This window comes from Burkholderia sola (assembly GCF_905400185.1).
Taxonomy (GTDB): domain Bacteria; phylum Pseudomonadota; class Gammaproteobacteria; order Burkholderiales; family Burkholderiaceae; genus Burkholderia; species Burkholderia sola.
This window is the reverse complement of record NZ_FR989677.1, coordinates 759,291-782,558: the sequence shown is the minus strand read 5'-3', so window position 1 is coordinate 782,558 and position 23,268 is coordinate 759,291. Positions and strand designations below refer to the sequence as shown.

20 protein-coding genes and 1 pseudogene are annotated in these 23,268 nt (G+C 67.2%); 12 read left to right on the top strand and 9 right to left on the bottom strand.

All coding sequences use genetic code 11. From position 1 onward, the window contains the following. Window positions 1-230 precede the first annotated feature (230 nt). Window positions 231-863: a TetR/AcrR family transcriptional regulator gene (locus tag KR541_RS33615; protein WP_209924504.1), complete on the bottom strand. Its 633-nt coding sequence runs from the start codon at window positions 861-863 to the stop codon at window positions 231-233. Between the two features lie 83 nt (window positions 864-946). Continuing rightward, window positions 947-1,141 (bottom strand): hypothetical protein, encoded by a 195-nt coding sequence (locus KR541_RS33610; protein ID WP_050013949.1) that lies wholly within the window; start codon window positions 1,139-1,141, stop codon window positions 947-949. Here KR541_RS33610 and KR541_RS33605 point away from each other — a divergent pair. The 10 genes from KR541_RS33605 (at window position 1,140) to KR541_RS33560 (ending at window position 10,855) form a co-directional block, all read left to right on the top strand. Then, window positions 1,140-2,033, top strand: coding sequence for an NAD(P)/FAD-dependent oxidoreductase (locus KR541_RS33605; protein WP_050013948.1), 894 nt, complete (start codon window positions 1,140-1,142; stop codon window positions 2,031-2,033). The two genes, KR541_RS33610 and KR541_RS33605, sit on opposite strands and share 2 nt — an antisense overlap. Before the next feature lie 96 nt (window positions 2,034-2,129). Continuing rightward, window positions 2,130-2,993: a class I SAM-dependent methyltransferase gene (locus KR541_RS33600; RefSeq protein ID WP_089490362.1), complete on the top strand. Its 864-nt coding sequence runs from the start codon at window positions 2,130-2,132 to the stop codon at window positions 2,991-2,993. A 257-nt stretch (window positions 2,994-3,250) separates the two neighbouring features. Further along, a complete protein-coding gene (locus KR541_RS33595) occupies window positions 3,251-4,000 on the top strand; it encodes a hypothetical protein (RefSeq protein WP_050013946.1) in 750 nt (249 codons plus the stop codon). 407 nt (window positions 4,001-4,407) lie between these two features. Beyond that, window positions 4,408-5,544: a muconate/chloromuconate family cycloisomerase gene (locus KR541_RS33590; protein ID WP_089490363.1), complete on the top strand. Its 1,137-nt coding sequence runs from the start codon at window positions 4,408-4,410 to the stop codon at window positions 5,542-5,544. 50 nt (window positions 5,545-5,594) lie between these two features. Then, entirely contained in the window at window positions 5,595-6,545 is a 951-nt protein-coding gene (gene catA, locus KR541_RS33585; RefSeq protein WP_124593682.1) for a catechol 1,2-dioxygenase, read from the top strand. 122 nt (window positions 6,546-6,667) lie between these two features. Then, window positions 6,668-8,026, top strand: a complete 1,359-nt coding sequence (locus KR541_RS33580) for a Rieske 2Fe-2S domain-containing protein (RefSeq protein WP_216090122.1) — start codon at window positions 6,668-6,670, stop codon at window positions 8,024-8,026. Then, on the top strand, window positions 8,023-8,511 hold the full coding sequence (gene benB / locus KR541_RS33575; RefSeq protein ID WP_124593680.1) for a benzoate 1,2-dioxygenase small subunit: 489 nt from the start codon (window positions 8,023-8,025) through the stop codon (window positions 8,509-8,511). The genes KR541_RS33580 and benB overlap by 4 nt, the downstream gene beginning before the upstream one ends. A 40-nt stretch (window positions 8,512-8,551) precedes the next feature. Beyond that, a complete protein-coding gene (benC, locus tag KR541_RS33570) occupies window positions 8,552-9,574 on the top strand; it encodes a benzoate 1,2-dioxygenase electron transfer component BenC (protein WP_216090121.1) in 1,023 nt (340 codons plus the stop codon). Then, a complete protein-coding gene (gene benD / locus KR541_RS33565; RefSeq protein ID WP_124555871.1) occupies window positions 9,571-10,347 on the top strand; it encodes a benzoate diol dehydrogenase BenD in 777 nt (258 codons plus the stop codon). The genes benC and benD overlap by 4 nt, the downstream gene beginning before the upstream one ends. A gap of 109 nt (window positions 10,348-10,456) precedes the next feature. Next, window positions 10,457-10,855, top strand: coding sequence for a RidA family protein (locus KR541_RS33560; protein ID WP_050013939.1), 399 nt, complete (start codon window positions 10,457-10,459; stop codon window positions 10,853-10,855). Window positions 10,856-10,930: 75 nt separating this feature from the next. On the opposite strand, the gene KR541_RS33555 is transcribed toward KR541_RS33560, so the two are convergent. From KR541_RS33555 to KR541_RS33540, 4 genes are all read right to left on the bottom strand, one after another. After that, entirely contained in the window at window positions 10,931-11,737 is an 807-nt protein-coding gene (locus tag KR541_RS33555) for an oxidoreductase (RefSeq protein ID WP_204384546.1), read from the bottom strand. 33 nt (window positions 11,738-11,770) lie between these two features. Further along, entirely contained in the window at window positions 11,771-14,911 is a 3,141-nt protein-coding gene (locus KR541_RS33550; protein WP_204384545.1) for an efflux RND transporter permease subunit, read from the bottom strand. Beyond that, window positions 14,908-16,032, bottom strand: coding sequence for an efflux RND transporter periplasmic adaptor subunit (locus KR541_RS33545; RefSeq protein WP_089490367.1), 1,125 nt, complete (start codon window positions 16,030-16,032; stop codon window positions 14,908-14,910). The genes KR541_RS33550 and KR541_RS33545 overlap by 4 nt, the downstream gene beginning before the upstream one ends. A gap of 82 nt (window positions 16,033-16,114) precedes the next feature. Continuing rightward, window positions 16,115-16,732, bottom strand: a complete 618-nt coding sequence (locus KR541_RS33540; protein WP_050013935.1) for a TetR/AcrR family transcriptional regulator — start codon at window positions 16,730-16,732, stop codon at window positions 16,115-16,117. Between the two features lie 77 nt (window positions 16,733-16,809). Between KR541_RS33540 and KR541_RS33535 the strand changes: the two genes are divergently transcribed. Both KR541_RS33535 and KR541_RS33530 read left to right on the top strand, forming a co-directional pair. Further along, window positions 16,810-18,270, top strand: coding sequence for an efflux transporter outer membrane subunit (locus tag KR541_RS33535; RefSeq protein WP_216090120.1), 1,461 nt, complete (start codon window positions 16,810-16,812; stop codon window positions 18,268-18,270). A gap of 63 nt (window positions 18,271-18,333) precedes the next feature. Continuing rightward, window positions 18,334-18,531: pseudogene (locus KR541_RS33530) on the top strand (addiction module antidote protein); the annotation flags it as partial. 107 nt (window positions 18,532-18,638) lie between these two features. Here KR541_RS33530 and KR541_RS33525 read toward each other — a convergent pair. Genes KR541_RS33525 through ctaD form a run of 3 tightly spaced genes read right to left on the bottom strand, consistent with a single transcriptional unit; the run spans window position 18,639 to window position 23,256 of the window. After that, a complete protein-coding gene (locus KR541_RS33525) occupies window positions 18,639-20,228 on the bottom strand; it encodes a c-type cytochrome (protein WP_216090119.1) in 1,590 nt (529 codons plus the stop codon). Then, window positions 20,219-20,620 carry a hypothetical protein gene (locus KR541_RS33520; RefSeq protein ID WP_050013932.1) on the bottom strand — a complete coding sequence of 134 codons (402 nt, stop codon included), beginning with the start codon at window positions 20,618-20,620 and terminating at the stop codon, window positions 20,219-20,221. The genes KR541_RS33525 and KR541_RS33520 overlap by 10 nt, the downstream gene beginning before the upstream one ends. Beyond that, the gene (ctaD, locus tag KR541_RS33515; RefSeq protein ID WP_216090118.1) at window positions 20,617-23,256 is read right to left on the bottom strand and encodes a cytochrome c oxidase subunit I; all 2,640 of its coding nucleotides are present in this window, start codon (window positions 23,254-23,256) and stop codon (window positions 20,617-20,619) included. The genes KR541_RS33520 and ctaD overlap by 4 nt, the downstream gene beginning before the upstream one ends. Between the last annotated feature and the right edge of the window lie 12 nt (window positions 23,257-23,268).

The window sequence follows — 23,268 nt, the reverse complement described above, 5'->3', positions numbered from 1 at the left end:
GGGTAGGCAAGCGCGGGGAAGCGGGGCTATCCGGATTTCTTCCCACGCGTGGGAGGCGCGTGGATCGGGACGCGTTTGCGATTCCGTGTGCGGAAATTGAACAGTTGTCGGGCCATTGCGCTCGCGCAATGGCCTCCCCGTCAGTCGTCCACGGATCATCCATCGGTTGCCCGGGGCGAACATCATCTGCAACTGCTGCGGGTTCGTCATCAAGCCGCGACAACGCACCGCTAGATGCCGCCGTGCGCGGCGATGAACATGGCGACGGCCGACCGGCAATAGGACTCGATTTCGTTGTCGTTCCGTGCGCTCGCCTCGTCGAAGCGCGCGACAAGCAGCAGATCGCATCCTTTGAAGAGCGCGCCAAACAAGCGGGCGGACCGGTGAGCATCGGGTACGTTCAGCATCGCTTTCGCGTGCAACTGACGCAACACGGCCTCGATTTGGGCAATGACATGGGCGGGCCCCGCTTCGTAATGGAGCTTGCTCAACGATCTTTGATTCGTCTTGTCGGCCAAAACCATGGCTTCGACGCTGCGGACGTCCGGGCTCAACAGCGTGCGAAGCAGCGATGATCCTACCGCCATGAGCTGATCTTCAGCCGAACCGGCGATGCCTTCGGTCAGGGTCTGCGGCGCAAACTGCTGGCAGTGGGCCGCCATGGCCGCGCTGAACAGCGCCTCCTTGCTCTCGAAGTGTCGATAGATGCTGAGCTTGGATATCTTCGCGCGCTGGGCGACCTTGTCCATGGTCGTCGCTTGAAAACCCAATTCCACGAAGAGTTCGCAGGCGGCGTCGACGATCGTCTGGCGAAGCGCGTCGTTGGCGGGCCGGCCGCGGCGGCCCTGGTTGTTTTCGGTCACGATCATTTCAGTACTTGACAGTATTCAAATCCATGAATTAGGATACCATTAAGTATCATAAATATGCAAGCCAAGGGTCGGTTTCAACCGGTCGTCCGAATCAGTTTCCCCGGCCGCCCGGCGATATCGAGCGGCATTGTCCGGCCGTTCAACACGGTGACGGCGACTGTCGCGCCGTTGCCGAAGCCCTGCTCGCAGCCCGTCTGGAGCGCGTATCGCTGGACGATATGGCGCACCAAGCCCAGCCCCTCCCACCAGGACACGGAGCCCATCACCATGAATGACGTCATCATCATCGGCGGCAGCTTTGCCGGCCTCGCCGCCGCGCTGCAGCTCGGCCGTGCCCGCCGCGAGGTCACCGTGCTCGATACCGGCCGCCCGCGCAATCGCTTTGCCGGTCACTCGCATGGCCTGCTCGGCCACGATCACAAGCCGCCGCTCGACATCCTGGTCGAGGCGCGGCAGCAGCTGTCGCGCTATCCGACGATCAAGCTGGTCAATGCCCGGGCGGAGAGCGTGTCTGGCGCGATCGACGATTTCTGCGTCGTCACCGACGATCACGAAAGCTTGAGGGCGCGCCGCCTGATCCTGAGCTATGGCGTCGCCGACCAGATGCCTGAGGTTCCGGGCTTTGCCGAAAGCTGGGGCACGTCCATCGTGCCATGCCCCTATTGCGACGGCTTTGAAGTCGCCGGCCAGCATTGGGGCCTCGTCTGGTCCGGACCGCAGTCGTACCAGTCTGCCAGGCTGTTCCGCGACTGGACTGACGCGTTGACGATCTTCACTGACGGTCATGACATCGCGCCCGATATCCGGGCCGATCTGGCGCGCCGCAACCTGTCTGTCGTCGATGGCCGGATCGTCGAGATCGCGCACCAGAACGGCCATATCGCCACCGTCAATCTCGACACGTGCCGCAACGTCGCGGTCGACGTCCTGTTCGCCCAACCGCGCAACAAGCCGTCCGCCAGCCTGCACGAATCACTGGGCCTCGCCACGGTCGATACGCCTACCGGCATCGTTCTCGCGGTCGACGAGCGCCGCCAAACCAGCATGCCCGGCATCTACGCCGCCGGCGACCTCGCCACGCCGTTCTTGCCCTCGGTCACCCAGGCATCATCGCAGGGCGCGATGGCGGGTATCTTCGCCCAGCAGTCGATGGTGGTTTGAGCGCACGGATTCCTGCTCTCGTTGCGTCGTCGCGTTCGAACAGGTTGACATGGATCGACGCGGCGAAAGGCGGATCGTCGGGTCAAGGAGAATGACATGGCAAAGCAAAGTGCTGATCAGGCGGGTGACTGGAATGGTCAAAGCGGCGAGCGCTGGGTCGCCAACCAGGCTCGGCTCGACGCTCTGGTGGCGGTGTTCGGGCAGGCCGCGATCGAAGCCGCCGCGCCCGCGACGGGTGAGCGCGTGCTGGACATCGGCTGCGGCGCGGGCGCGTCGAGTCTGGCGCTGGCTGCTCGCGTCGGCGCGGCGGGCCACGTGCTGGGCGTGGACATATCCGAACCGCTGATCGATCGAGCGCGCGCGCTTGCGCGCCACGATACGCCGGCCCTGTTTCAGGTGTCCGACGCCAGCAGCGCAGCGCTGCCCGAAGGCGCGTTCGACATTCTGTTCTCGCGTTTCGGCGTGATGTTTTTCCCCGATCCGACAGCGGCGTTCGCCCATATGCGACGCGCGCTCCGGCCGGGTGGCCGGGTCGCTTTCGTCTGCTGGCGCGGGGCGGCCGAGAACGATTGGATGCGACTGCCGGTGGGCGCGCTCAAGGACATCGTCCCGCCGAGTGCGCTGCCCGATCCCGACGCGCCCGGCCCGTTTTCGTTCGGCGACCGGGAGCACGTGGCGCGCATCCTGACGGCGGCCGGTTTCGCCGAGATCGTTATCTCGCCCTTCGACGCCGCCGTCCCATTCGGCGAGGGCGAAACGCGGGACGCCGCGATCGCCGACGCAGTGAGGATGACGCTCCAGGTCGGCCCGCTGTCGCGTGCGCTCGCTGGTCAACCCGACGACATCCGCGCCCGTGCCTCCTCCGCCGTTCATGCCGCCTTCGCGAGCCTCCCCGGAGAGGGAGCGGTATTGATCAACGGCGCTGCCTGGGTCGTCACGGCACGAAATCCGGCAGGCTGACAGGGATTAACAGGCGAGACGCGGCCGCTTGGTCGCGCCGGGCGTCGTTGGCCGCTCAGATGGATGTCCATTTCGAGCGCTGAACGAGCGCTCGCCTTGCGACAGGCAGATGGCCGGTTGCGAAGCAGAGCCGACGCCTGAGCGGCCTGCCGGCGGCGCATGCGACCGGCAGTTCGTGGCCGATTTTCGCCGACGTGATCAGGCTGAATCGCTACAATTGCCCCATCTGTCCCCTTCGACGGCATCGAATTCGAGACATGCTGACTTCCTATTTCTGGAGCGGCGACGCCATTCGCAGTCGACGCGTCAGTGACATCGTTCTATCAGGCACGGTCGACGTGCCGGTTCCTTCCGCACGGCTGCTCGCAGATTGGGAAAGAGAGACATCGTCGCGGCTCGTCCTGGAGCCGGGGGACGTCGAGGCAATGCCGTTGGCGCGAACGCAAGCGCGCTGGCCGGACTACAAGCGCTGCGTGCAGGCCATGTCCGACTGGACGGGCGCACTCGGACTGCCCAACGTGCTTGCCGCCAGTGACGTGGCCCTCATGGCCTGTCGTGGCGCGAGGTACCACCATGACGGCGCGCAATATGGCGGTGCGGCCTTCTGCAATCTCTTCCTGAGCGAGGACCGAGGGCTGGACTTGCATTTTCCCGCTACCGGCCATCGCATTCCGCTGACCCGGGGGACCGCTGTGATATTCGATACGGGCCAGCCTCATGGCGTCATTCAGCGCGGCAGTCGCGAATTTAATGCGGTCGACTTCGCGCCAGGCCGCGATTGCATCCAGATATTCCTGACCTGGGAGCTTCCCATCGAAGACGTCCATGTCGGGCAAGCGCTTGACGTCGTCTTCGACACTGCCCGTTCGACCTCGCTGCACCTGGATGAGGAACAAGTCTGGTCGAACGGCGCACCCGCCGCCGTGTGCCCGGCATCCGGTCGCTGGTATCGGCCCGGCGGCCGGTCGCACATACGACCGCTTGCCGACGCCTCATCGATGTCTTAGGGAGCATGTTTGCGTCAATGAGTGCAAGCGTGACGGCCTTCCGGTCGTTCGCCGAAACCGACGCCGACACCGAAGCCGACGGCCCGACGGCGGCCCACCGTTTTTTTCCCTCAGGAAAACCCTGATCGACTCGGCAGGCCGCCGGTTTTCAGCTCGTTTTCCCGCTGCCGCAAGCAGCCTCGGCAGGCCCCCGCCCAAACGATCCCCTGACCCCGCGCAACCCGCTCCATCAACCCTCCCAGCCCGTCTGCCTACCCAAACAGGTATGGCGCACCGCAATATTTCGCATTCAGGGGGCGATTTCAATACCAATTAGGTATCGAAAATCCCGCCCAAAAGTATTGGACGCCCGATTTCCCCGCCGCGTATAAATCCGTTCCATGAACAGCCCCCACGCAGCGTGTCCCATGTCCTCCCCCACCATCGAACGCATCGAAACCCGTCTCGTCGACTTGCCGACGATCCGCCCGCACAAGTTGTCGGTGGCCACGATGCACGGCCAGACGCTGATGCTCGTGAAGGTGTTCTGCAGCGACGGCGTGACCGGTATCGGCGAAGGCACGACGATCGCCGGCATGGCCTACGGCCCGGAAAGCCCGGAAGCGATGAAGCTCGCGATCGATGCTTACCTCGCACCGGCGATCATCGGCCGTGACGCGACGCGCGTTCAGACGTTGATGGCGTTCGTCGGCAAGCTCGCGAAGGTCAACCATTTCGCGAAGAGCGCGCTCGAAACCGCGCTGCTCGACGCGCACGGCAAGCGTCTCGGCGTGCCGGTCAGCGAACTGCTCGGCGGGCGTCGCCGTGATCGCCTGCCGGTCGCGTGGACGCTCGCGTCGGGCGACACGGCCACCGACATCGCCGAAGCCGAACGGATGCTCGACCTGCGCCGCCACAACGTATTCAAGCTGAAGATCGGCGCGAAGGCGCCGGAAATGGATATCCGCCACGTGGCCGAGATCAAGAAGGCGCTCGGCGAGCGCGCGTCGGTGCGCGTCGACGTGAACATGGCGTGGAGCGAAACGCAGGCCGCGCGCGCGATTCCGGCGCTGGCCGATGCGGGCTGCGAACTGGTCGAGCAGCCGGTCGCGTCGGCCGCGGCGCTGACGCGCCTGATGCGCCGTTTCCCCGTCGCGCTGATGGCCGATGAAATCCTGCAGGGCCCCGACAGCGCATTCGACATCGCGAAGCAGCACGGCGCGGACGTGTTCGCGATCAAGATCGAACAGAGCGGCGGCCTCTTCGCCGCGCAGCGCGTGGCCGCGATCGCGGACGCGGCCGGCATCGAGCTGTACGGCGGCACGATGCTCGAAGGCGCGTTCGGCACGGTGGCGTCCGCGCACCTGTTCGCGAGCGTCGCGAACCTGCAGTGGGGCACCGAACTGTTCGGGCCGCTGCTGATCACCGAAGAAATCCTGACCCAGCCGCTGGACTACAGCGACTTCGAACTGACCGTGCCGGACGGCCCCGGTCTCGGCATCGTGCTCGACGAGGACAAGGTCAGGCGTTTCACCCGCGACGGGCTGACGAAAGTCGCGCGGTAATCGAGCCAGGCAAAGACCGCCATCCCCCCAATACACATGGAGACAGCATCATGAGCGTCAAAGTTTTCGATACCCGGGAAGTGCAGGATCTGTTGAAGGCCGCATCGAACGCGGGCGGGACTGGCGGAAGCGGCACGAACGGCGACGCACGCACGCAGCAGATCGTGCTGCGCCTGCTCGGCGACCTGTTCAAGGCGATCGACGATCTCGACATCACGCCCGACGAAGTGTGGGCCGGCGTGAACTATCTGAACAAGCTGGGTCAGGATGGTGAAGCGGCGCTGCTCGCGGCCGGCCTCGGTCTCGAGAAGTATCTCGACATCCGGATGGATGCCGAGGACGAGGCGATCGGCCTCGACGGCGGCACGCCGCGCACGATCGAGGGGCCGCTGTACGTGGCGGGCGCCCCGGTGCGCGACGGCGTCGCGAAGATCGACCTCGACGCGGACGACGGCGCGGGTCCGCTCGTGATCCACGGCACGGTGAAGGATCTCGACGGCAAGCCGGTGGCCGGCGCGCTGGTCGAATGCTGGCATGCGAATTCGCACGGCTTCTATTCGCACTTCGACCCGACCGGTAAGCAGAGCGACTTCAACCTGCGCGGTGCGGTGAAGACGGGCGCCGACGGCCAATACGAATTCCGCACGCTGATGCCGGTCGGCTACGGCTGCCCGCCGCAGGGCGCGACGCAGCAACTGCTGAACCGGCTCGGCCGACACGGCAACCGCCCGGCGCACGTGCACTTCTTCGTGACGAGCGATGACCATCGAAAGCTGACCACGCAGTTCAACATCGACGGCGATCCGCTGATCTGGGACGACTTCGCGTATGCGACGCGCGAGGAGCTGATTCCGCCCGTGACCGACAAGACCGGCGGCACGGCGCTCGGCATGAAGACCGATGCGTACCAGGACATCGAATTCAACTTCGTGCTGACGCCGCGCGTACAGGGCAAGGACAACCAGATCGTCGACCGCCTGCGCGCCTCAGCCACGGCATAACCCGTCCGGCAGCACGGTGGCGCGCGTGCGTGCGTCGCCGCTGCTGGCCGGTCCCCCGAGATTCAACCGATATCGATGCGAGCGTGCTTGCAGGACGCGGCACGCGCATGGAAGGAGCCATCATGTCCGTCACGATCGACGCTGCCAACGAACTGGATCACCTGCTGGAAACCGCCGTGCAGGATGACAAGGCGGCCGGCATTTTCCGCTGCCGCCGCGACATCTTCACGAACGCGGAGCTGTACGAACTCGAGATGAAGCACATCTTCGAGGGCAACTGGGTGTACCTGGCGCACGAAAGCCAGATTCCGGACAACAACGATTACTACACGACGTGGATCGGCCGCCAGCCGATCGTCATCACGCGCGACAAGGGCGGCGAGCTGCATGCGGTGATCAACGCGTGTGCGCACAAGGGCGCGATGCTGTGCCGCCGCAAGCACGGCAACAAGGGCAGCTTCACGTGCCCGTTCCACGGCTGGACCTTCTCGAACACCGGCAAGCTGCTGAAGGTGAAGGACGAGAAGACGACCGAGTATCCGGTGCAGTTCAACACGCACGGCTCGCACGACCTGAAGAAGGTCGCGCGCTTCGCGAACTATCGCGGCTTCCTGTTCGGCAGCCTCAACGCCGACGTTCTGCCGCTCGAGGACTACCTCGGCGAAGCGCGCGTGATCATCGACCAGATCGTCGACCAGGCGCCGAACGGGCTCGAAGTGCTGCGCGGCAACTCGTCCTACATCTACGAAGGCAACTGGAAGATGCAGATGGAAAACGGCTGCGACGGCTACCACGTCAGCACCGTGCACTGGAACTATGCGGCGACGATGAGCCGCCGCAAGGAAGACGGCACCAAGGCGGTCGATGCGAACAGCTGGAGCAAGTCGGTCGCGGGCGTGTACGGCTTCGACCACGGCCACATCCTGCTGTGGACCCAGACGATGAACCCGGAAGTGCGGCCCGTGTATCAGCACCGCGACGAGATCCGTGCGCGCGTCGGCGACGTTCAGGCCGATTTCATCGTGAACCAGACGCGCAACCTGTGCGTGTACCCGAACGTGTTCCTGATGGACCAGTTCAGCACGCAGATCCGCGTGGTGCGGCCGCTCGGCGTCGACAAAACCGAAGTCACGATCTTCTGCTTCGCGCCAAAGGGCGAGAGCGAAGCCGATCGCACGACGCGGATTCGCCAGTACGAGGATTTCTTCAACGTGAGCGGCATGGGCACGGCCGACGATCTCGAGGAGTTTCGTGCGTGCCAGGCCGGCTATGCGGGCATCACGGCGATGTGGAACGACCTGTCGCGCGGCGCGCCGCTGTGGATCGACGGGCCGGACGAGAACGCGAAAAAGATGGGGCTGAACCCGCGCATTTCGGGCGAGCGCAGCGAGGACGAAGGACTGTTCGTGTGTCAGCACGAACACTGGGTGAACGTGATGCGCGATGCGCTGAAGAAGGAACGCGGGGAGGTGGCGGCATGAGCTTCGATTACCGGACGATTTGCGCGGCGCTGTATCGCGAGGCGCGCCTGCTCGACGATCGCGAGTGGGACGCGTGGCTGACCTGCTACACGGAGGACGTCACGTACTGGATGCCGGCGTGGGACGACGACGATCGGCCCACCGACGATCCGCAGCGCCAGATCTCGCTGATGTACTACGCGGACCGCGGCGGCCTCGAGGATCGCGTGTTCCGGATCAAGACCGAGCGCAGCGGCGCATCGACGCCCGAGCCGCGCACCAGCCACAACGTGACGAACGTCGAGGTGCTGGCCGAACGCGACGACGAGGTCGACGTGCGCTACAACTTCCACACGCTGAACCACCGTTATCGCGTGACCGATCACTTCTTCGGCACGATGTTCGTCACGTTGCGCCGGGCGGGCGACGCACTGCTGATTTCGCACAAGAAGATCGTGCTGAAGAACGACTACATCCGGCAGGTGCTCGACGTGTATCACGTCTGACGCCCGTTGTTTTGCCATGAAAGGAAGTGGAGGTGACGCGATGTCCAGTTACAGGATTGCATTGAATTTCGAGGACGGGGTAACCCGCTTCATCGACTGCAAGGCCGGCGAGAAGGTGCTCGACGCAGCCTTCCGCGCGAAGATCAACCTGCCGATGGATTGCTCCGACGGCGTGTGCGGCACCTGCAAGTGCCGTGCGGAAAGCGGGCACTACGACCTCGGCGACGATTACATCGACGATGCGCTCACCGAGGACGAAAAGGACGGCGGCCTCGTGCTGACGTGCCAGATGGTGCCGCACAGCGATTGCGTGATCGCGGTGCCGACGTCGTCGGTCGCGTGCAAGACCGGGCAAAGCAGCTTTGTCGCGACGGTCACGAAGGTCGAGCAGCACAATGATGCGGCCGTCGTGCTCGAACTCGACGTCGGCGCGAATGCGCCGGCGTTCCTGCCGGGCCAGTACGTGAACATCGGTGTGCCGGGCAGCGGCCAGCATCGGTCGTATTCGTTCTCGTCCGCGCCGGGCGACGCGAAGGTCGGATTCCTGATCAAGAAGATTCCCGGCGGCGTAATGAGCACGTGGCTTGCATCCGCGCGGCCCGGCGACACGCTCGAACTGCACGGGCCGCTCGGCAGCTTCTATCTGCGCGACGTGCAGCGGCCGCTGCTGTTCCTCGCCGGCGGCACGGGCCTCGCGCCGTTCCTGTCGATGCTCGACGTGCTCGCGCGCAGCGGGTCGCAGCAGAAGGTGCACCTGATCTACGGCGTGACGCGCGATCTCGATCTCGTGCTGGTCGACGCGATCGAAGCGCTGGCGGCGAAGCTGCCGAACTTCAGCTTCACGACGGTCGTTGCCGATTCGGCGTCGAACCACGCACGCAAGGGCTGGGTCACGCAGCACGTCCCGGCCGACGCGCTGAACGACGGCGACGTCGACGTGTATCTGTGCGGGCCGCCGCCGATGGTCGATGCGGTGCGCCAGTATTTCGACGATGCAGGCGTGAAGCCGAACAGCTTCCACTACGAGAAGTTCACCCCCAACGTCACGGCAAAGGCGGCATGACCATGCAACGATTCTCCGGCAAGGTCGTCGTCGTCACCGGCGCGGCGCAGGGCATCGGCCGCGGTGTCGCGCTGCGCGCGGCGGCCGAGGGCGGCAAGGTGCTGTTCGTCGATCGCGCGGATTTCGTCGCCGACGTGGCGGCCGAAGCGACCGGTGGCGAGACGGCCGGCTTCGTCGCCGATCTCGAAACGTACGAAGGCGCGCATGCGGCGATCGCGTATGCGGTGAAGACGTTCGGCGGCATCGACATCCTGATCAACGGCGTCGGTGGCGCGATCCGGATGCGGCCGTTCGCGGAGTTCGAGCCGGCGCAGATCGACGCGGAAATCCGCCGCTCGCTGATGCCGACGCTCTATGCGTGTCACGCCGTGCTGCCGCACCTGATCGCGCGCGGCGGCGGCACGATCGTCAACATCTCGTCGAATGCGACGCGCGGCATTCGCCGCGTGCCGTACTCGGCCGCGAAGGGCGGCGTGAACGCGCTGACGTCGGCGCTCGCGATGGAATATGCGGAACACGACATCCGCGTCGTCGCCACCGCACCGGGCGGCACCAGTGCGCCGCCGCGCCGCGTGCCGCGCAATGCGGCCGGCGACACCGAGCAGGAGCAAGCGTGGATGGCCGAGGCCGTGCGGCAGGTGACCGAATCGACGTACTTCAAGCGCTACGGCAGCCTCGACGAGCAGATCGCGCCGATCCTGTTCCTCGCGTCGGACGAGGCGAGCTACATCACCGGGACGGTGCTGCCGGTCGCGGGTGGGGATACGGGTTGAGGGGCGCGCCTGCCGATTTGCTGTGCTTCACAGTGCACGCGCTGCTGCCGTGCGCACGACAACGATCACGTAACCGGTCGGCGCGGCAAACCCGGCCATGGAGACACTCATGAGCAAACGCGAAGCGATCATCCCGGCCGGCATGGAGGCCGTGTACGAAAAAATCGGCTATGCGCCGGGAGTGAGGGTCGGCGATACGCTTTACATATCCGGCCAGATCGGCCGCGACGCCGCGATGCAGCGGGTCGAGGATCGCGAAGCGCAGATCGTGCAGGCGTTCGAGAATCTGAAGCACGTGCTGGAGGCGGCCGGTGCTTTGTTCAACGACGTCGTGGACCTCACGACGTTCCACACCGACATGCGCGACCTGCCGCTGTTCATGCAGGTGCGTGACCGCTATTTCCATGCGCATCCGCGGCCGGCATGGACGGCCGTCGGCGCGCACATGCTCGGCGGCGCGCCCGGTTATATCGTCGAGATCAAGGCGGTGGCGGTGCTGCGGCGGTGATCGACGGGTATCGTTGCGAGGGAACCGTCCTTGCGGCCCCCTTGCGACGATAAGACGCTTGCATCGATCGTCCCGTCACCCGAGCCGGAATTTCTTGCGCAGGCTCGAATCGACTGGGCCGGCCGGCATGAAGCGCCGCAGCGTGCGCAAAAGCGATGCCTCGCCGCTCGGCGCGCGTCGCATGCGCCACGCGCCGAGCGCGGCCTCGACAATGGTGCTCGCCACCCCGTCGGGCTCGGGCGCAGCTTTCACGTTGTCGACGACCGCGCGCGCCGCAAGCGTCCGTTCGCGGTCGTAGTCGGCGATCTTCGCGCTCGCGCGCGGCGCATTGACGTCGAGGCTGGTCCGCGTAAACGACGGTTCGACCAGCGTCGCGCGAATGCCGAACTGGCGCAGCTCGTGATCGAGTGTTTCGGTCAATCCCTCGACCGCATGCTTGGACGCCGCATAGAGGCCCATGTACGGCGCGGGCAGGAACCCGAGCACCGAACTGACGTTGACGATGCGTCCGCCGCGCCGTGCGCGCATGTGCGGCAACACCGCCTGCACCGTGCGCAGGATGCTGAACACGTTGGTGTCGAACAGCGCCGCCGCTTCGACCACCGACGTTTCCTCCACCGCGCCGATCAGGCTCGTGCCCGCATTGTTGACGAGCACGTCGATACGCGCGGCGCGCTCGACGATCGTACGGATTCCGGATTGAACGGACGCATCGTCGCGCACGTCCATCTCGATCAACTCGACGCCGGCGACGGGCGCGGTTCGGGCAATGCTGCGCACGGTACCGAACACCCGGCACCCGCGTCTGGCGAACTGCTCTGCGGTGGTGCGCCCGATGCCCGAAGACACGCCCGTCACGACGACAACGGTAGGGTTCGACATGATTGTTTCCTTCGAGTATGAATGGTGGGCGCGTCAGTTGCGTGCGTCGAGCGCGGCCGCGAGCGTGGAGTCGGTCAGTGACGCCGGTTCGGGTTCGCCGCGATGCGAGCCGGCGGCACGACCCGGCCCGATCCTGAACCAGATCGCGTACATCGCCGGCAGGAACACCAGCGTGAGAATCGTGCCGGCGAACGTGCCGCCGATCAGCGTGTACGCGAGCGTGCCCCAGAACACCGAATGCGTGAGCGGAATGAACGCGAGCACGGCCGCCATCGCGGTGAGGATCACCGGCCGCGCGCGCTGCACGGTCGCCTCGACGACCGCATGGAACGGATCCAGCCCGGCCTGTTCGTTCTGATGGATCTGCCCGATCAGGATCAGCGTGTTGCGCATCAGGATTCCCGACAGCGCAATGAGCCCGACCAGCGCGTTGATGCCGAACGGCTGCCCGAACAGGATCAGCGTCGGCACCACGCCGATCAGCCCGAGCGGGCTCGTCATGAACACCATCACCATCGCCGAGATCGAGCGCACCTGGAAGATGATGATGACGAGCGTGATCGCGAGCATGATCGGGAACAGCGGCAGCATCGCCTTCGTCGCCTTGCCGGATTCCTCGATGGAGCCTGCTTCCTCGATCCTGTAGCCGCTCGGCAACCGCGCGACGATCGGCTGAAGCTGTTTCGTGATCGCGGCCGATACGTCCGGCGGCTGCAAGCCGTCGGCGATGTCGCCGCGCACCGTGATCGTCGGCACGCGATCGCGCCAGCGTAGGATCGGCTCTTCCATCCGTACGTCGACCTTGCCGACCTGCGACAGCGGAATGCGCTGCCCGTTCGCGCCGGCGAGCGTGAAGTCGTCGAGCCGCGCCGGGTCGAGCCGCGCGTCGCCGCCCGAACGCGCGACGACCTGCACGGTCCGGATATCCTCGCGCACCGCGGTGACGGGCACGCCGGTCAGCAGGAACTGCAACTGCTGCGCGACCGCGCTGGACGTCAACCCGACCGCCTGCAGGCGATCCTGCTGCAACGTGAAATGCAGCGTCGGCGCGCGCGTGCCCCAGTCGGCATTGACCGTGCGCATCATCGGGCTGCCGTTCATCACCTGCCCGACGTCGGACGCGATGCCGCGCAGCGTGTCCGGATCGGGGCCGGTGACGCGATACGCGACCGGGAACGGCGAATACGGGCCGAACACGAGCTGCGTGACGCGCACGCGCGCTTCGGGCGCAAGGCCGTCGGCGACGGCGCGGCGCAGGCGCGCCTTCAACGCGTCGCGTTCGTCCTGACTGTCGGTGCGCACCACGATCTTCGCGAACGACGGATCGGGCAGCTCCGGCCCCATCGCCAGATAGAAGCGCGGCGCGCCCTGGCCGACGTACGCGGTGACGATCCGCGCTTCCTTCTGCTTCGCGAGCCACGCTTCGACTTTCGACGCGGCGGCGCTCGTTTGCGAAATCGACGTGCCGTACGGCATCTGCACCTCGACGAGCACCTCGGGGCGATCGGAGATCGGGAAGAACTGCTTCTTGACGACCGCCATGCCGAGAATGGCGAGTACGAACAGGCCGACGACGGACCCCGCGACCAGCCATTTACGCGCGATCACGCGCGTCAGCAGCTGGCGGAAGCGGTTGTAGCGCGGCGTGTCGTAGATCGCGTCGTGGCCGCCTTCGATCTTCCTGAACTCGGGCAGCATCTTCACGCCGAAATATGGCGTGAACACCACCGCCACGACCCACGACGCGATCAGCGCGATCCCGACGATCCAGAACATGTTGCTCGTGTATTCGCCGGCGGTGGAGCGCGCGAAGCCGTTCGGCATGAAGCCGACCGCGGTCACCAGCGTGCCGGCCAGCATCGGCGCGGCCGTGTGGCTCCACGCGTAGGCCGACGCGGCCACGCGCCCGTAGCCTTCCTCCATCTTCACGACCATCATTTCGATCGCGATGATCGCGTCGTCGACGAGCAGCCCGAGCGCGAGGATCAGCGAGCCGAGCGTGATGCGGTCGAAGTTCTTGCCGGTGGCGGCCATCACGACGAACACCACGGCCAGCGTCAGCGGCACGGCCGCGGCGACGACGAGTCCCACGCGCCAGCCCATGCTGACGAAGCTCACCAGCATGACGACGAGCAGCGCGGCGAAGAACTTGACCATGAACTCGTCGACGGCCGAGCTGATGTTCACGGATTGATCGGTGACCTTGGTCAGGCTCATGCCGAGCGGCAGTTCGCGGTTGATCGCGCCGACTTCACCGTCCAGCGCGCGGCCGAGGTCGAGCCCGTTCCAGCCGTCGCGCATCACGATGCCCAGCAGCAGCGCGGGTTCGCCGTTGTTGCGGATCATGAACGTCGACGGATCTTCGTAGCCGCGCTCGACGGTCGCGATGTCCGACAGCTTCAGCGTGCGGCCCTGCGAGACGATCGGCGTGTCGCGGATCTTCTGCAGCTTGTCGAACGCGCCGTCCACGCGAATGAAGATCTCCGGCCCGCGCGTCTCGACGGAGCCGGCCGCCGTCAGCACGTTCTGGCCGTTGAGCGCCGCGAATACGTCCTGCGGGCTCACGCCGAGCGTCGCGAGCCGGTCGTGCGACAGCTGCACGTAGATGCGCTCGGCCTGCTCGCCGATGATGTCGACCTTCTTCACGCCCGCCACGTGCAGCAGCCGCTGACGCAACGCTTCGGCGTCGCGCACCAGCAGGCGCTGCGGTTCGCCCCTGGCCTTCAGCGCGAACAGCGCGAACGTGACGTCCGCGTATTCGTCGTTGACCATCGGGCCGATCACGCCGGCCGGCAGGTTGGTCGCCTCGTCGCCGATCTTTTTCCGTGCCTGGTAGAACTGCTCCTGCACTTCAGACGGCGGCGTGCTGTCGAGCAGCGTCAGCGTCGTGATCGCGAGGCCCGGACGCGTATAGGTTTCGGTACGGTCGTACCAGCGCAGCTCCTGCATGCGCTTTTCGATCTTTTCGGCAACCTGGTCGTGCATTTCCTGCGCGGTGGCGCCCGGCCATGCGGTGATGACGGTCATCACCTTGATCGTGAACGCCGGATCTTCCGCGCGGCCCAGCTTGAAGAACGACACGAGGCCGGCCAGCGAAATCAGGCAGACCAGGAACAGCGTGATCGCGCGCTCGCGCACGGCGAGCGCGGACAGGTTGAAGCGGCGTTCGCTCACGGCCGTGCTCCTTCGCTCGCGATGGTGGCGGGCGGCGCAGACACGCGGACCGCTTCGCCTTCGTGCAGCAACTGCGCGCCGAGTGCGACGACGCGCTCGCCTGGCTTGAGCGCGCCGTCGCCGGACACGCGCGCGCCGTCGTCGTCGAGATGTTCGACCTTGACCGGCCGCCACGTCACCTTGGCCGGTTCGCCGGCGACGACCCACACGCCGGGCCCGTTGCCCGCGTCCAGCAGCGCGCCGATCGGCACCTGCATGCCGGGTTGCGAAGCCGTGCGCGCGTCGTCCGCGATGCGGATCGTGACGGTCGCGCCGAGCGGCGCATTGGCCAGCGCGCCCTGCAGCACGTAGCGCGCTTCGAAAGTACGCGTTCTCGCATCCGCGGTATCGGAAAGCTGGCGCAGCGTCGCGGGGACGCCGACGTCCGGCTTGCCGAACAGCCCGGCCTGCGCGAGCGACCCAATCGCCGGGCGCAGGGTTTCCGGCAGCTGGATCACGGCCTCGCGGCTGCCGGCGTGCGCGAGCCGCACCACCGGCTGCCCCGCGCTAACGACCTGACCGGGCTCCGCGAGCGTTTCCATCACCACGCCGTCGCCGTCCGCGACGAGTTGCGCATAGCCGGTCGCATTGCGCGCGACGTCGGCGTCGGCCTCGGCGGCGCTCAACTGCGCTTTCGCGGCATCGGCCGCGGCCTTGGCCTGGTCGTACGCGGATGCCGATATCGCACCGGTGCCGCGCAGGTCGCGGTAGCGGGCTTCGTCCTCGGCGGTCTGCCGCGCGCGGGCCCGTGCGGCGGCGACCGCCTCGTCGCGGGCGCGCGCCGCGAGCTTCAGGTCGACCGGGTCGAGCCGCATCAGCGGCTGGCCGCGCCGCACGGTTTGCCCGGTATCGACGAGCCGCTCCAGCACCTTGCCGGCTACCCGGAAGCCGAGATCGCTCTGCACGCGCGCGGCGACGGTTCCGGTAAACGAGCGGGACGCGGGGACGGCCGCCTGCACGACGGCGGTGCGCACGAGCGGCGCCTCCGTGCGCGGATCGGACGGCGCTTTTCCGCTGCAGGCGGCTAGCGCGACGGGCAGTGCGGAAGCGACTGCGAAGAAAGCGAGGCGACGCCGAACCATGAAAGACCCAGTGATGAAGTGATCGGGGCTTTCATTGTGTATCTAGTGACCAATATAGTCAATGGTCACAAATGGGAGCACATCACGGTGCGAGGCTTCGGAGGACGAGGCTGGACAGTTGGGCGGGCGCGGCGTCGGTCGTGTCGAGGTTGTACTGCAGCAGCAGCGGGTTCAGGTACGGCCGCATCACGAGGTAGATCGCGGTCGCGGTTTCGTCCAGCGGCGTCTTGCGCTCGAACTCGCCGTTTTGCCGGCCTTCCTGCAGGACGTCCTGCAGCAGCTTCTGCACGCGCGCCTCGTAGGCCTGCACCGACGGCCAGTTTTCGGTGGCGGCCGACGCCGCGATGTCGTACAGCTTGCGGTCGCGGAAAAACAGCCGCAGGCTCGCCTCGGTGAAGACCTTGAACATCCGCCGCAGCTTTTCGGTAGGCAGTTCGGCCTCGGCGACAGCCGCGCGCACGTCCGTCTCGATCTCGTGCAGGCAGTGCGCGCAGATCATCTCGCCGATCGCCTGTTTCGACTCGAAGAACTTGTAGATATAGGCCTTCGAGAAGCCGATCGCCTTCGCGAGGTCCGACACGGTCGTCTTTTCGTAGCCGTACCGGCTGAAGTGCTCGGTGGCGGCGGCCACGATCTGGTCGCGGACGTCGTGGTCGGCCGGGCCGCGCGCGGGCGCCGGGGAAGGGTCGATTTTTTTCATGGTCTGCAACGGACAGGAATGGACAACGAGTGACTATTTGGTATTATAGTCACTACCGGATTCTTGCTAAAGCCCACATGCTACCCAAACCCATCGTTGCCGCGGCGCTGGCCGCCATCTTGTCGGCGGGGTGCGCCGTCGGTCCCGACTATGTGCGGCCGGACGTGGCGATGCCGCAGCAGTTCCAGGGTCAGCGCGCCGTGGACCAGCGCCACGCGGCGGCCGACGCCGACCTCGCGACGTGGTGGACGGGCTTCGGCGATCCGCAACTGACGCAATACATCACGCTGGCGCTCGCGCAGAACCTCGATCTTGCGCAGGCCGCGGCGCGCGTCGAGCAGGCGCGCGCGGGGCTCGGTGCGGCGAACGCGGCGCTGCTGCCGTCGGGCAATGTAAGCGGGCAGGCCGCGCGCGTCTACCAGTCGGTCGAAACGCCGTTGGGGCGCGTGTTGAATTCAACACCCGGTTTCGACCGTCATGGCAACGACTACGAGGCCGATCTCAACGCGAGTTGGGAACTGGACGTATTCGGCGGGTTGCGCCGCGGCCGCGAAGCGGCGCTCGCCGATTATCAGGCATCCGAAGCGGCGGCGGTCGCGACGCGGCTCGCCGTCGCCGCGCAAACCGCGGACACCTACATCACGATTCGCGGGTTGCAGGGCCGCCTCGACGTCGCGCGGCGCCAGGTGCGGACCGAGCAGGATCTGCTGTCGACGCTCAACCTGCTCTATGGAAAGGGCCTCGCGGCGGAGCTTCAGGTGAGGCAGGCCGAAGGCGCGCTCGCGCAGGTACGCGCGACGGTGCCGGTGCTCGAAGCGGCGCTGGACGCGGCGATGAATGCGCTCGACGTGATGCTGGGCGCGCAGCCCGGCACGCATCGCGCGGAATTGCTCGCCGGCGGCAACGTGCCGGTTGCGCCTCGGATTGCGGCGACGGGCACGCCCGGCGAACTGCTCCGGCGCCGGCCCGACCTGATCGTCGCCGAGCGGCGCGTGGCGGCGTCGAACGCGCGCATCGGCGTGGCCATCGCCGAGTATTACCCGAAGTTCTCGCTGAGCGGGCTGATCGGCAGCGCGACGACGATGGGCGCCGGCAACCTGTTTGCCGGCGGCGCGAACCAGGCGGCGGGCGTGCTCGGCCTGCGCTGGCGCCTGTTCGACTTCGGCCGGATCAATGCGCAGATCGCGCAGGCCAAAGGGCAGGATGCCGAAATGCTGGCCGCGTATCGGCTCGCGGCGCTGCACGCGACCGAGGACGTCGAGAATGCCTTCTCGGCGCTCGTCAAGCGGGACGAGCAGGCAGCCATTCTCGGCGACGGCGTGAATTCGCTCGGCCGCGCGCGGACCGCATCGTTCGCGGCTTACCAGAAAGGGGTGGTCAGCCTGATCGAGGTGTTGCAGGCCGACGAAAGCCTGCTGCGCGCATCGGACGAACGCGTGCAGGCGCGAACCGAAGCGGCGCGCGCGGCGGTCGCGGCGTTCAAGGCGCTTGGCGGTGGATGGCAGGCGCCGGAAGCGCAGGCTGTTGCGAGCCGGTAGCGGAACGGATCGATGGCCTTCGACCCGGTCGGCAGCGCCGCGATCAGCACTGGAGGACTGAAGATGAAAATCAGCGAACTGGCCGAATTCGATGGCTCGAAGTACCTGAAGGACGAAGAAGCGATTCGTCACTACCTGGCGCAGGCGTTCGAAGATGGGGATCCTCGATTGATCCAGGCCGCGCTCGGGAACGTCGCGAAGGCGCGCGGCATGATGGCGCTGGCGCGCGAGTCCGGTGTGAAGCGTGAAGCGCTCTACCGCGGCGGCCCACGGCTGATATCGTCAGGGCCGGGCTGAAACATTCGTGCCGGGTCGGTCCGCATTGATCCGGCCGGCATCGCAGGGGAAGCCCCGCGAGCAGCACGCCGCTACCGCTTGATCGCCCCCCGCAACCGCCTCACATCCTGCTCCGACACCGGCGCCGCCCGATTCCCCCACGCCCCGCGCACGTAGCTGACCACCGCCGCGATCTCGCCGCTCGTCAGCGCGCCGCGCATCGCCGGCATCCGCTGCACCGGCCCCGGCTTGCCAGGCGCGGGCCGCGCACCTTCGACCACGATCCGGATCGTGCTCGTCGGATCGGCCGCGAGCACGATCGAGCTGCCCGCGAGCGCCGGCCCGTGATCGGGTACGCCTTTACCTTCGGCGCCATGGCAGCGTGCACAGAACTCCGCATACACGCCGGCCCCCGGCGCTTGCTGACCGCCTTCCGGACGCGGGCCGGCAACCGTCAGCCGCGGCACGCCCACGCCCAGCGGATTCGTCGCGGCAGTCGGTTGCGCAGGCAACGACTTGAGGTACACGGCGATCGCACGACGATCGTCCTCCGTCAGCAACGCCGTGCTTTCGCCGACGACCGGCGCCATCGCGCCGAACACCGCGCCGCGCGCCGCATGACCGCTGCGCAGGAACGCGGCGATGTCGTCGGCCGACCACCGGCCGAGGCCGTCCGGAACCGCACCGGTCAGGTTCGGCGCGAACCAGTGGTCGTTGATGCCGCCGGTCAGGAACGCGGGGCTGCGTTCGTCGTAGCCGCGTTCGTTGTAGGCCGGCCCGCGCGGCGTATGGCACGCGCCGCAATGGCCGAGCCCCTGTACGAGATACGCGCCGCGATTCCATTGCGCCGATTGCGACGGCTGCGGCGTGAACCGGTCGCGGTTCGCGAACACGAGGCTCCACAGCCCGAGCGCCCAGCGCTGGTTGAACGGAAACGGCAGTTGCGTGAGTTTCGCCGTATTCGCGGACGGCGCGACGCCGCGCATGAAATACGCATACAGCGCGCGCACGTCGTCGTCGCTCAGGTGCGCGAACGACGGGTACGGCATGGCCGGATACAACCGGCTGCCGTCCGCGCGCACGCCGCGCCGCATCGCATCGTCGAATTGCCGTAGCGTGTAGTGGCCTATGCCGTGCGTCGGGTCCGGCGTGATGTTCGGCGCATAGATCGGCCCGAACGGCGAATGCACCGGCTGGCCGCCTGCGTACGGCGTATGGTCGGCCGCGTCGTGGCACGCGGCGCAATCGCCGGCGAGCGCGAGATAGCGGCCGCGTGCGCGCGTCGCGGCGTCGGCGCTCGCGGCCGCCGCGGCGATTATCGGGCGGCGGGCAGTCGAGGCAGACGCAGCATCGGGCGGCGGAGTGGGCGCCGCGGACGATGTCGCATCCGCCACTGACGCGTCCCGGTCGCGTGACAGCCGACGGTCGTCCTTCACGCGAGCGGACATCGACGCGCCGGCATCGGCCGCCGACGCGCGAATCCGCACGAACCGCCAGCCCGATGCGGGCTCGGGCGCTTCCGCCGCCGACGCGGCGTCGGCCGTGTCGCCGGCCGCGGCCGCGTTGTCGTCGCGCTGCATGTCGCATCCGCAGAGCGCGATGCATACCGCAAACGCGACACCCGCGCGGTGGCCCAGAACTCGGAACGGGAACGGAAACGAAGCGAACGGGATCAGCGCCATGGACTGCAAGGCCCCACGAAAGCGGTGACGATCCCCGTAAACACTAGACCGATCACGAAACCGAGCGCCGCGAGCATGCCGCAGCGTGCGAGAAAGCGCGTACTGCCGTCGCGCGTCGCGGCACGCGCATCGGCATCGTGCCGGTGCCGCCACGCGTGCGCGAGCCAGGTCGCGCAGGCCGCGGCCAGCGCGAACGCGCCCGCGGCGATCAGCGCGAGCCACACGCCGACGTGCGCCCAGCGCGGCGCGGCCTGCGCGACACCGAGCGGATAGCACGCGGTGGACGCGAGCGTCTCCGACACCAGCATTTGCGCGAACCACAGCGCGGGCGCGCCGACGAGGCCGGCCGCGATCGCGAGCAACGGTGTCCACGCGCGTCGTGCATCGCTCATCCCGTGCTCCTCAGCCAGAACGGCGACACATACAGCGCGGTGAAGATGAACAGCCACACGATGTCGACGAAGTGCCAGTAGAGCCCGCCGACCGTCAACGCGACGCGTCGCTCGCGGCCGAAGAAACCGGCGGCCGTCCACGCGGCGAGCAGCGCGAGGATCGCGAGACCGGCCACGACGTGCGCGAGGTGGAACCCGGTGATCGTGAAGTAGAGGCTGCCGTACAGGTGCGCGGTCGGGCCGTACGGGTGATCGCGCCATTCGTGCAACTGAACCAGCGCGAACACGGTGCCGAGCACGAGCGCGACGACGAGCAGCGCGACCGCGCGCGCCTGCCGGTCGGCCCGCACCGCGCGCTCGGCGAGCCACACGAACACGCTGCTCGACAGCAGCACGACCGTGTTGGCGGCCGCGAGCCCGATCTTCGGCATCCCTTCGGGCGGCCACGGTGCGGACCACTGCGACTGCAGGTAGAAGTAGCAGAACAGCAGGTAGCCGAACAGCCCGGCCTCGGTCACGATCAGCGTGAGCATGCCCCACCAGCCGCCCGCGCGTTCGCCGCAACTGCCGACCGGCAGCGGCTCGATGCACGCGGCCGGCGCGGCTGCCGGCGCCGTCGCCGACGGCGGCTCGTCCGGATGACGCCCGGCGGCCGCGGCAGGCGCCTGCGTGTCGGCGCGGACCGGCAGGCGCGCGCGTTGTCCGAGTTCGCGGCGCGGCCACAGCCACGCGGCGGTCGCGATCGCGCAACCGGCGACTGCCACGCACACGAGCGTCGGCGAGCGCGCGAGCATCGCCGCGAACACGGCGGTCGCGAGCAGCGCGAGCACGAACGGCATGCAGCTGTCTTCGGGCATCTTCAGGATCGCGCTCGGCGCGGCGGCGAGCGGCGTGACCGCGAGCGCCTCGCGCCCATCGGCGAGCCGGTAGCCGACCCGCAGGCTGGTGCGCGCCGGATCGTCGCGCGTTTCCCACAGCGGATGCCGCGACGCGACGAGCGGCAGCACCGCGAAGTTGTACACGGGCGTCGGCGACGCGACCGACCATTCGAGGCCTGCCGCGCCCCACGGATTCTCGCTGGCGCGCATGCCGCGCCGCGCGCTCACCAGCGCGTTGACGACGAACATCACGATGCCGATCCCGAACACGAACGAGCCGATCGTCGTCAGCAGGTTCGACGTGTCCCAGCCCATCCCGGACGGATAGGTATAGATGCGGCGCGGCATCCCGAGCAGCCCGGAAATATGCATCGGGAAGAACCCGAGATTGAAGCCGACCAGCACGACCCAGAAGGTCAGCTTGCCGAAGCGCTCGTTCATCATCCGCCCGGTGAATTTCGGGAACCAGTACGCGACGCCGCCGAGCACCGGAAACACGTTGATGCCGAGTAGCACGTAGTGCAGGTGCGCGACGACGAAGTACGTATCGGTGAGCTGCCAGTCGAGCGGCACGGCCGCGGTCATCACGCCGGACACGCCGCCGATCACGAACATCAGCACGAAGCCCGCGAAATACAGGAACGGCGTGCGAAACACGGGGCGGCCGGTCCAGATCGTCGCGATCCATGCGAACACCGCGACCGCGCTCGGAATCGAGATCAGCATGCTCGCGGCGCCGAAGAACGCGAGCGCGAGCGGCGCGATGCCCGTCGCGAACATGTGGTGCACCCACACCTCGAAGCCGATCAGCATCGTCGCCACCGTCGATACCGCGACGGCCTCGTATGCGACGAGCGGGCGTCGGCAGAAGGTCGGCAGCGCGTCCGACACGATCCCCATTGCCGGCAGCACGACCACGTAGACCCACGGATGCGCGAACATCCAGAACAGGTGCTGCCACAACAGCGGACGGCCGCCGTGCGCGACGTCGAAGAAATGCGTGCCGGCATTGCGGTCGAGCCACAGCAGCAGGAACGCGAGGCTCACCGACGGCACCGCGACGAGGTTCGCGACCGACGCGGTCAGCGTGCCCCACACGATGATCGGCACCCGGTCGATCGACATGCCGTGCGCGCGCATCCGCAGCAGCGTGACGACGAAGTTCGCGGCGCCGCCGGTCGTCGAGATGCCGAGCAGGATCATCCCGAGCGCGTAGATGTCGATGTTCGCGCCGGCGCTGTAGTCGAGCGACGTGAGCGGCACGTAGTTGAACCAGCCGCCGTCCGGCACCGCGCCGAGCGGAAAGCTCGCGTACAGGAACAGCCCGGCGAACAGGAACGCCCAGTACGAGAACGCGTTCAGCCGCGGAAACGCCATGTCGCGGGAGCCGAGCATCAGCGGCCACAGATAGTTCGCGAAGCCGGACAGCACGGGCAGCGCGTACAGGAAGATCATCGTGACGCCGTGCATCGTGAACAGCGAATCGTATTGCGCGGGCGTGAGCAGCGTCGCGTTCGGCCGCGCGAGCTGGATGCGCATCAGGAGCGCCTCGACGCCGCCGAGCAGCAGGAATGCGAACGCGGTGACGATGTAGCGCAGCCCGATGCGCTTGTGATCGACGGTGCCGAGCCAGCCGCGCCAGCCGGGTTCCGATTCCCACAGCTCGGCCAGCGCGCGCTCGTGCGCGGAGCCGGGCGGCGCGTCGCCGAGATCGGGTACGCGGCTGAGCGGGGCGGGCGTGTCGCGGGCAATGGCCATCGGCATCCTCGG

Excerpts from the sequence above, each read along its gene's own strand:
- KR541_RS33605 (WP_050013948.1), top strand. The coding sequence starts at position 1,140 with ATGAATGACGTCATCATCATCGGCGGCAGCTTTGCCGGCCTCGCCGCC.
- KR541_RS33610 (WP_050013949.1), bottom strand. The coding sequence starts at position 1,141 with ATGGTGATGGGCTCCGTGTCCTGGTGGGAGGGGCTGGGCTTGGTGCGC.
- KR541_RS33600 (WP_089490362.1), top strand. The coding sequence starts at position 2,130 with ATGGCAAAGCAAAGTGCTGATCAGGCGGGTGACTGGAATGGTCAAAGC.
- KR541_RS33595 (WP_050013946.1), top strand. The coding sequence starts at position 3,251 with ATGCTGACTTCCTATTTCTGGAGCGGCGACGCCATTCGCAGTCGACGC.
- KR541_RS33590 (WP_089490363.1), top strand. The coding sequence starts at position 4,408 with ATGTCCTCCCCCACCATCGAACGCATCGAAACCCGTCTCGTCGACTTG.
- catA (WP_124593682.1), top strand. The coding sequence starts at position 5,595 with ATGAGCGTCAAAGTTTTCGATACCCGGGAAGTGCAGGATCTGTTGAAG.
- KR541_RS33580 (WP_216090122.1), top strand. The coding sequence starts at position 6,668 with ATGTCCGTCACGATCGACGCTGCCAACGAACTGGATCACCTGCTGGAA.
- benB (WP_124593680.1), top strand. The coding sequence starts at position 8,023 with ATGAGCTTCGATTACCGGACGATTTGCGCGGCGCTGTATCGCGAGGCG.
- benC (WP_216090121.1), top strand. The coding sequence starts at position 8,552 with ATGTCCAGTTACAGGATTGCATTGAATTTCGAGGACGGGGTAACCCGC.
- benD (WP_124555871.1), top strand. The coding sequence starts at position 9,571 with ATGACCATGCAACGATTCTCCGGCAAGGTCGTCGTCGTCACCGGCGCG.
- KR541_RS33560 (WP_050013939.1), top strand. The coding sequence starts at position 10,457 with ATGAGCAAACGCGAAGCGATCATCCCGGCCGGCATGGAGGCCGTGTAC.
- KR541_RS33555 (WP_204384546.1), bottom strand. The coding sequence starts at position 11,737 with ATGTCGAACCCTACCGTTGTCGTCGTGACGGGCGTGTCTTCGGGCATC.
- KR541_RS33545 (WP_089490367.1), bottom strand. The coding sequence starts at position 16,032 with ATGGTTCGGCGTCGCCTCGCTTTCTTCGCAGTCGCTTCCGCACTGCCC.
- KR541_RS33540 (WP_050013935.1), bottom strand. The coding sequence starts at position 16,732 with ATGAAAAAAATCGACCCTTCCCCGGCGCCCGCGCGCGGCCCGGCCGAC.
- KR541_RS33535 (WP_216090120.1), top strand. The coding sequence starts at position 16,810 with ATGCTACCCAAACCCATCGTTGCCGCGGCGCTGGCCGCCATCTTGTCG.
- KR541_RS33525 (WP_216090119.1), bottom strand. The coding sequence starts at position 20,228 with ATGGCGCTGATCCCGTTCGCTTCGTTTCCGTTCCCGTTCCGAGTTCTG.
- KR541_RS33520 (WP_050013932.1), bottom strand. The coding sequence starts at position 20,620 with ATGAGCGATGCACGACGCGCGTGGACACCGTTGCTCGCGATCGCGGCC.
- ctaD (WP_216090118.1), bottom strand. The coding sequence starts at position 23,256 with ATGGCCATTGCCCGCGACACGCCCGCCCCGCTCAGCCGCGTACCCGAT.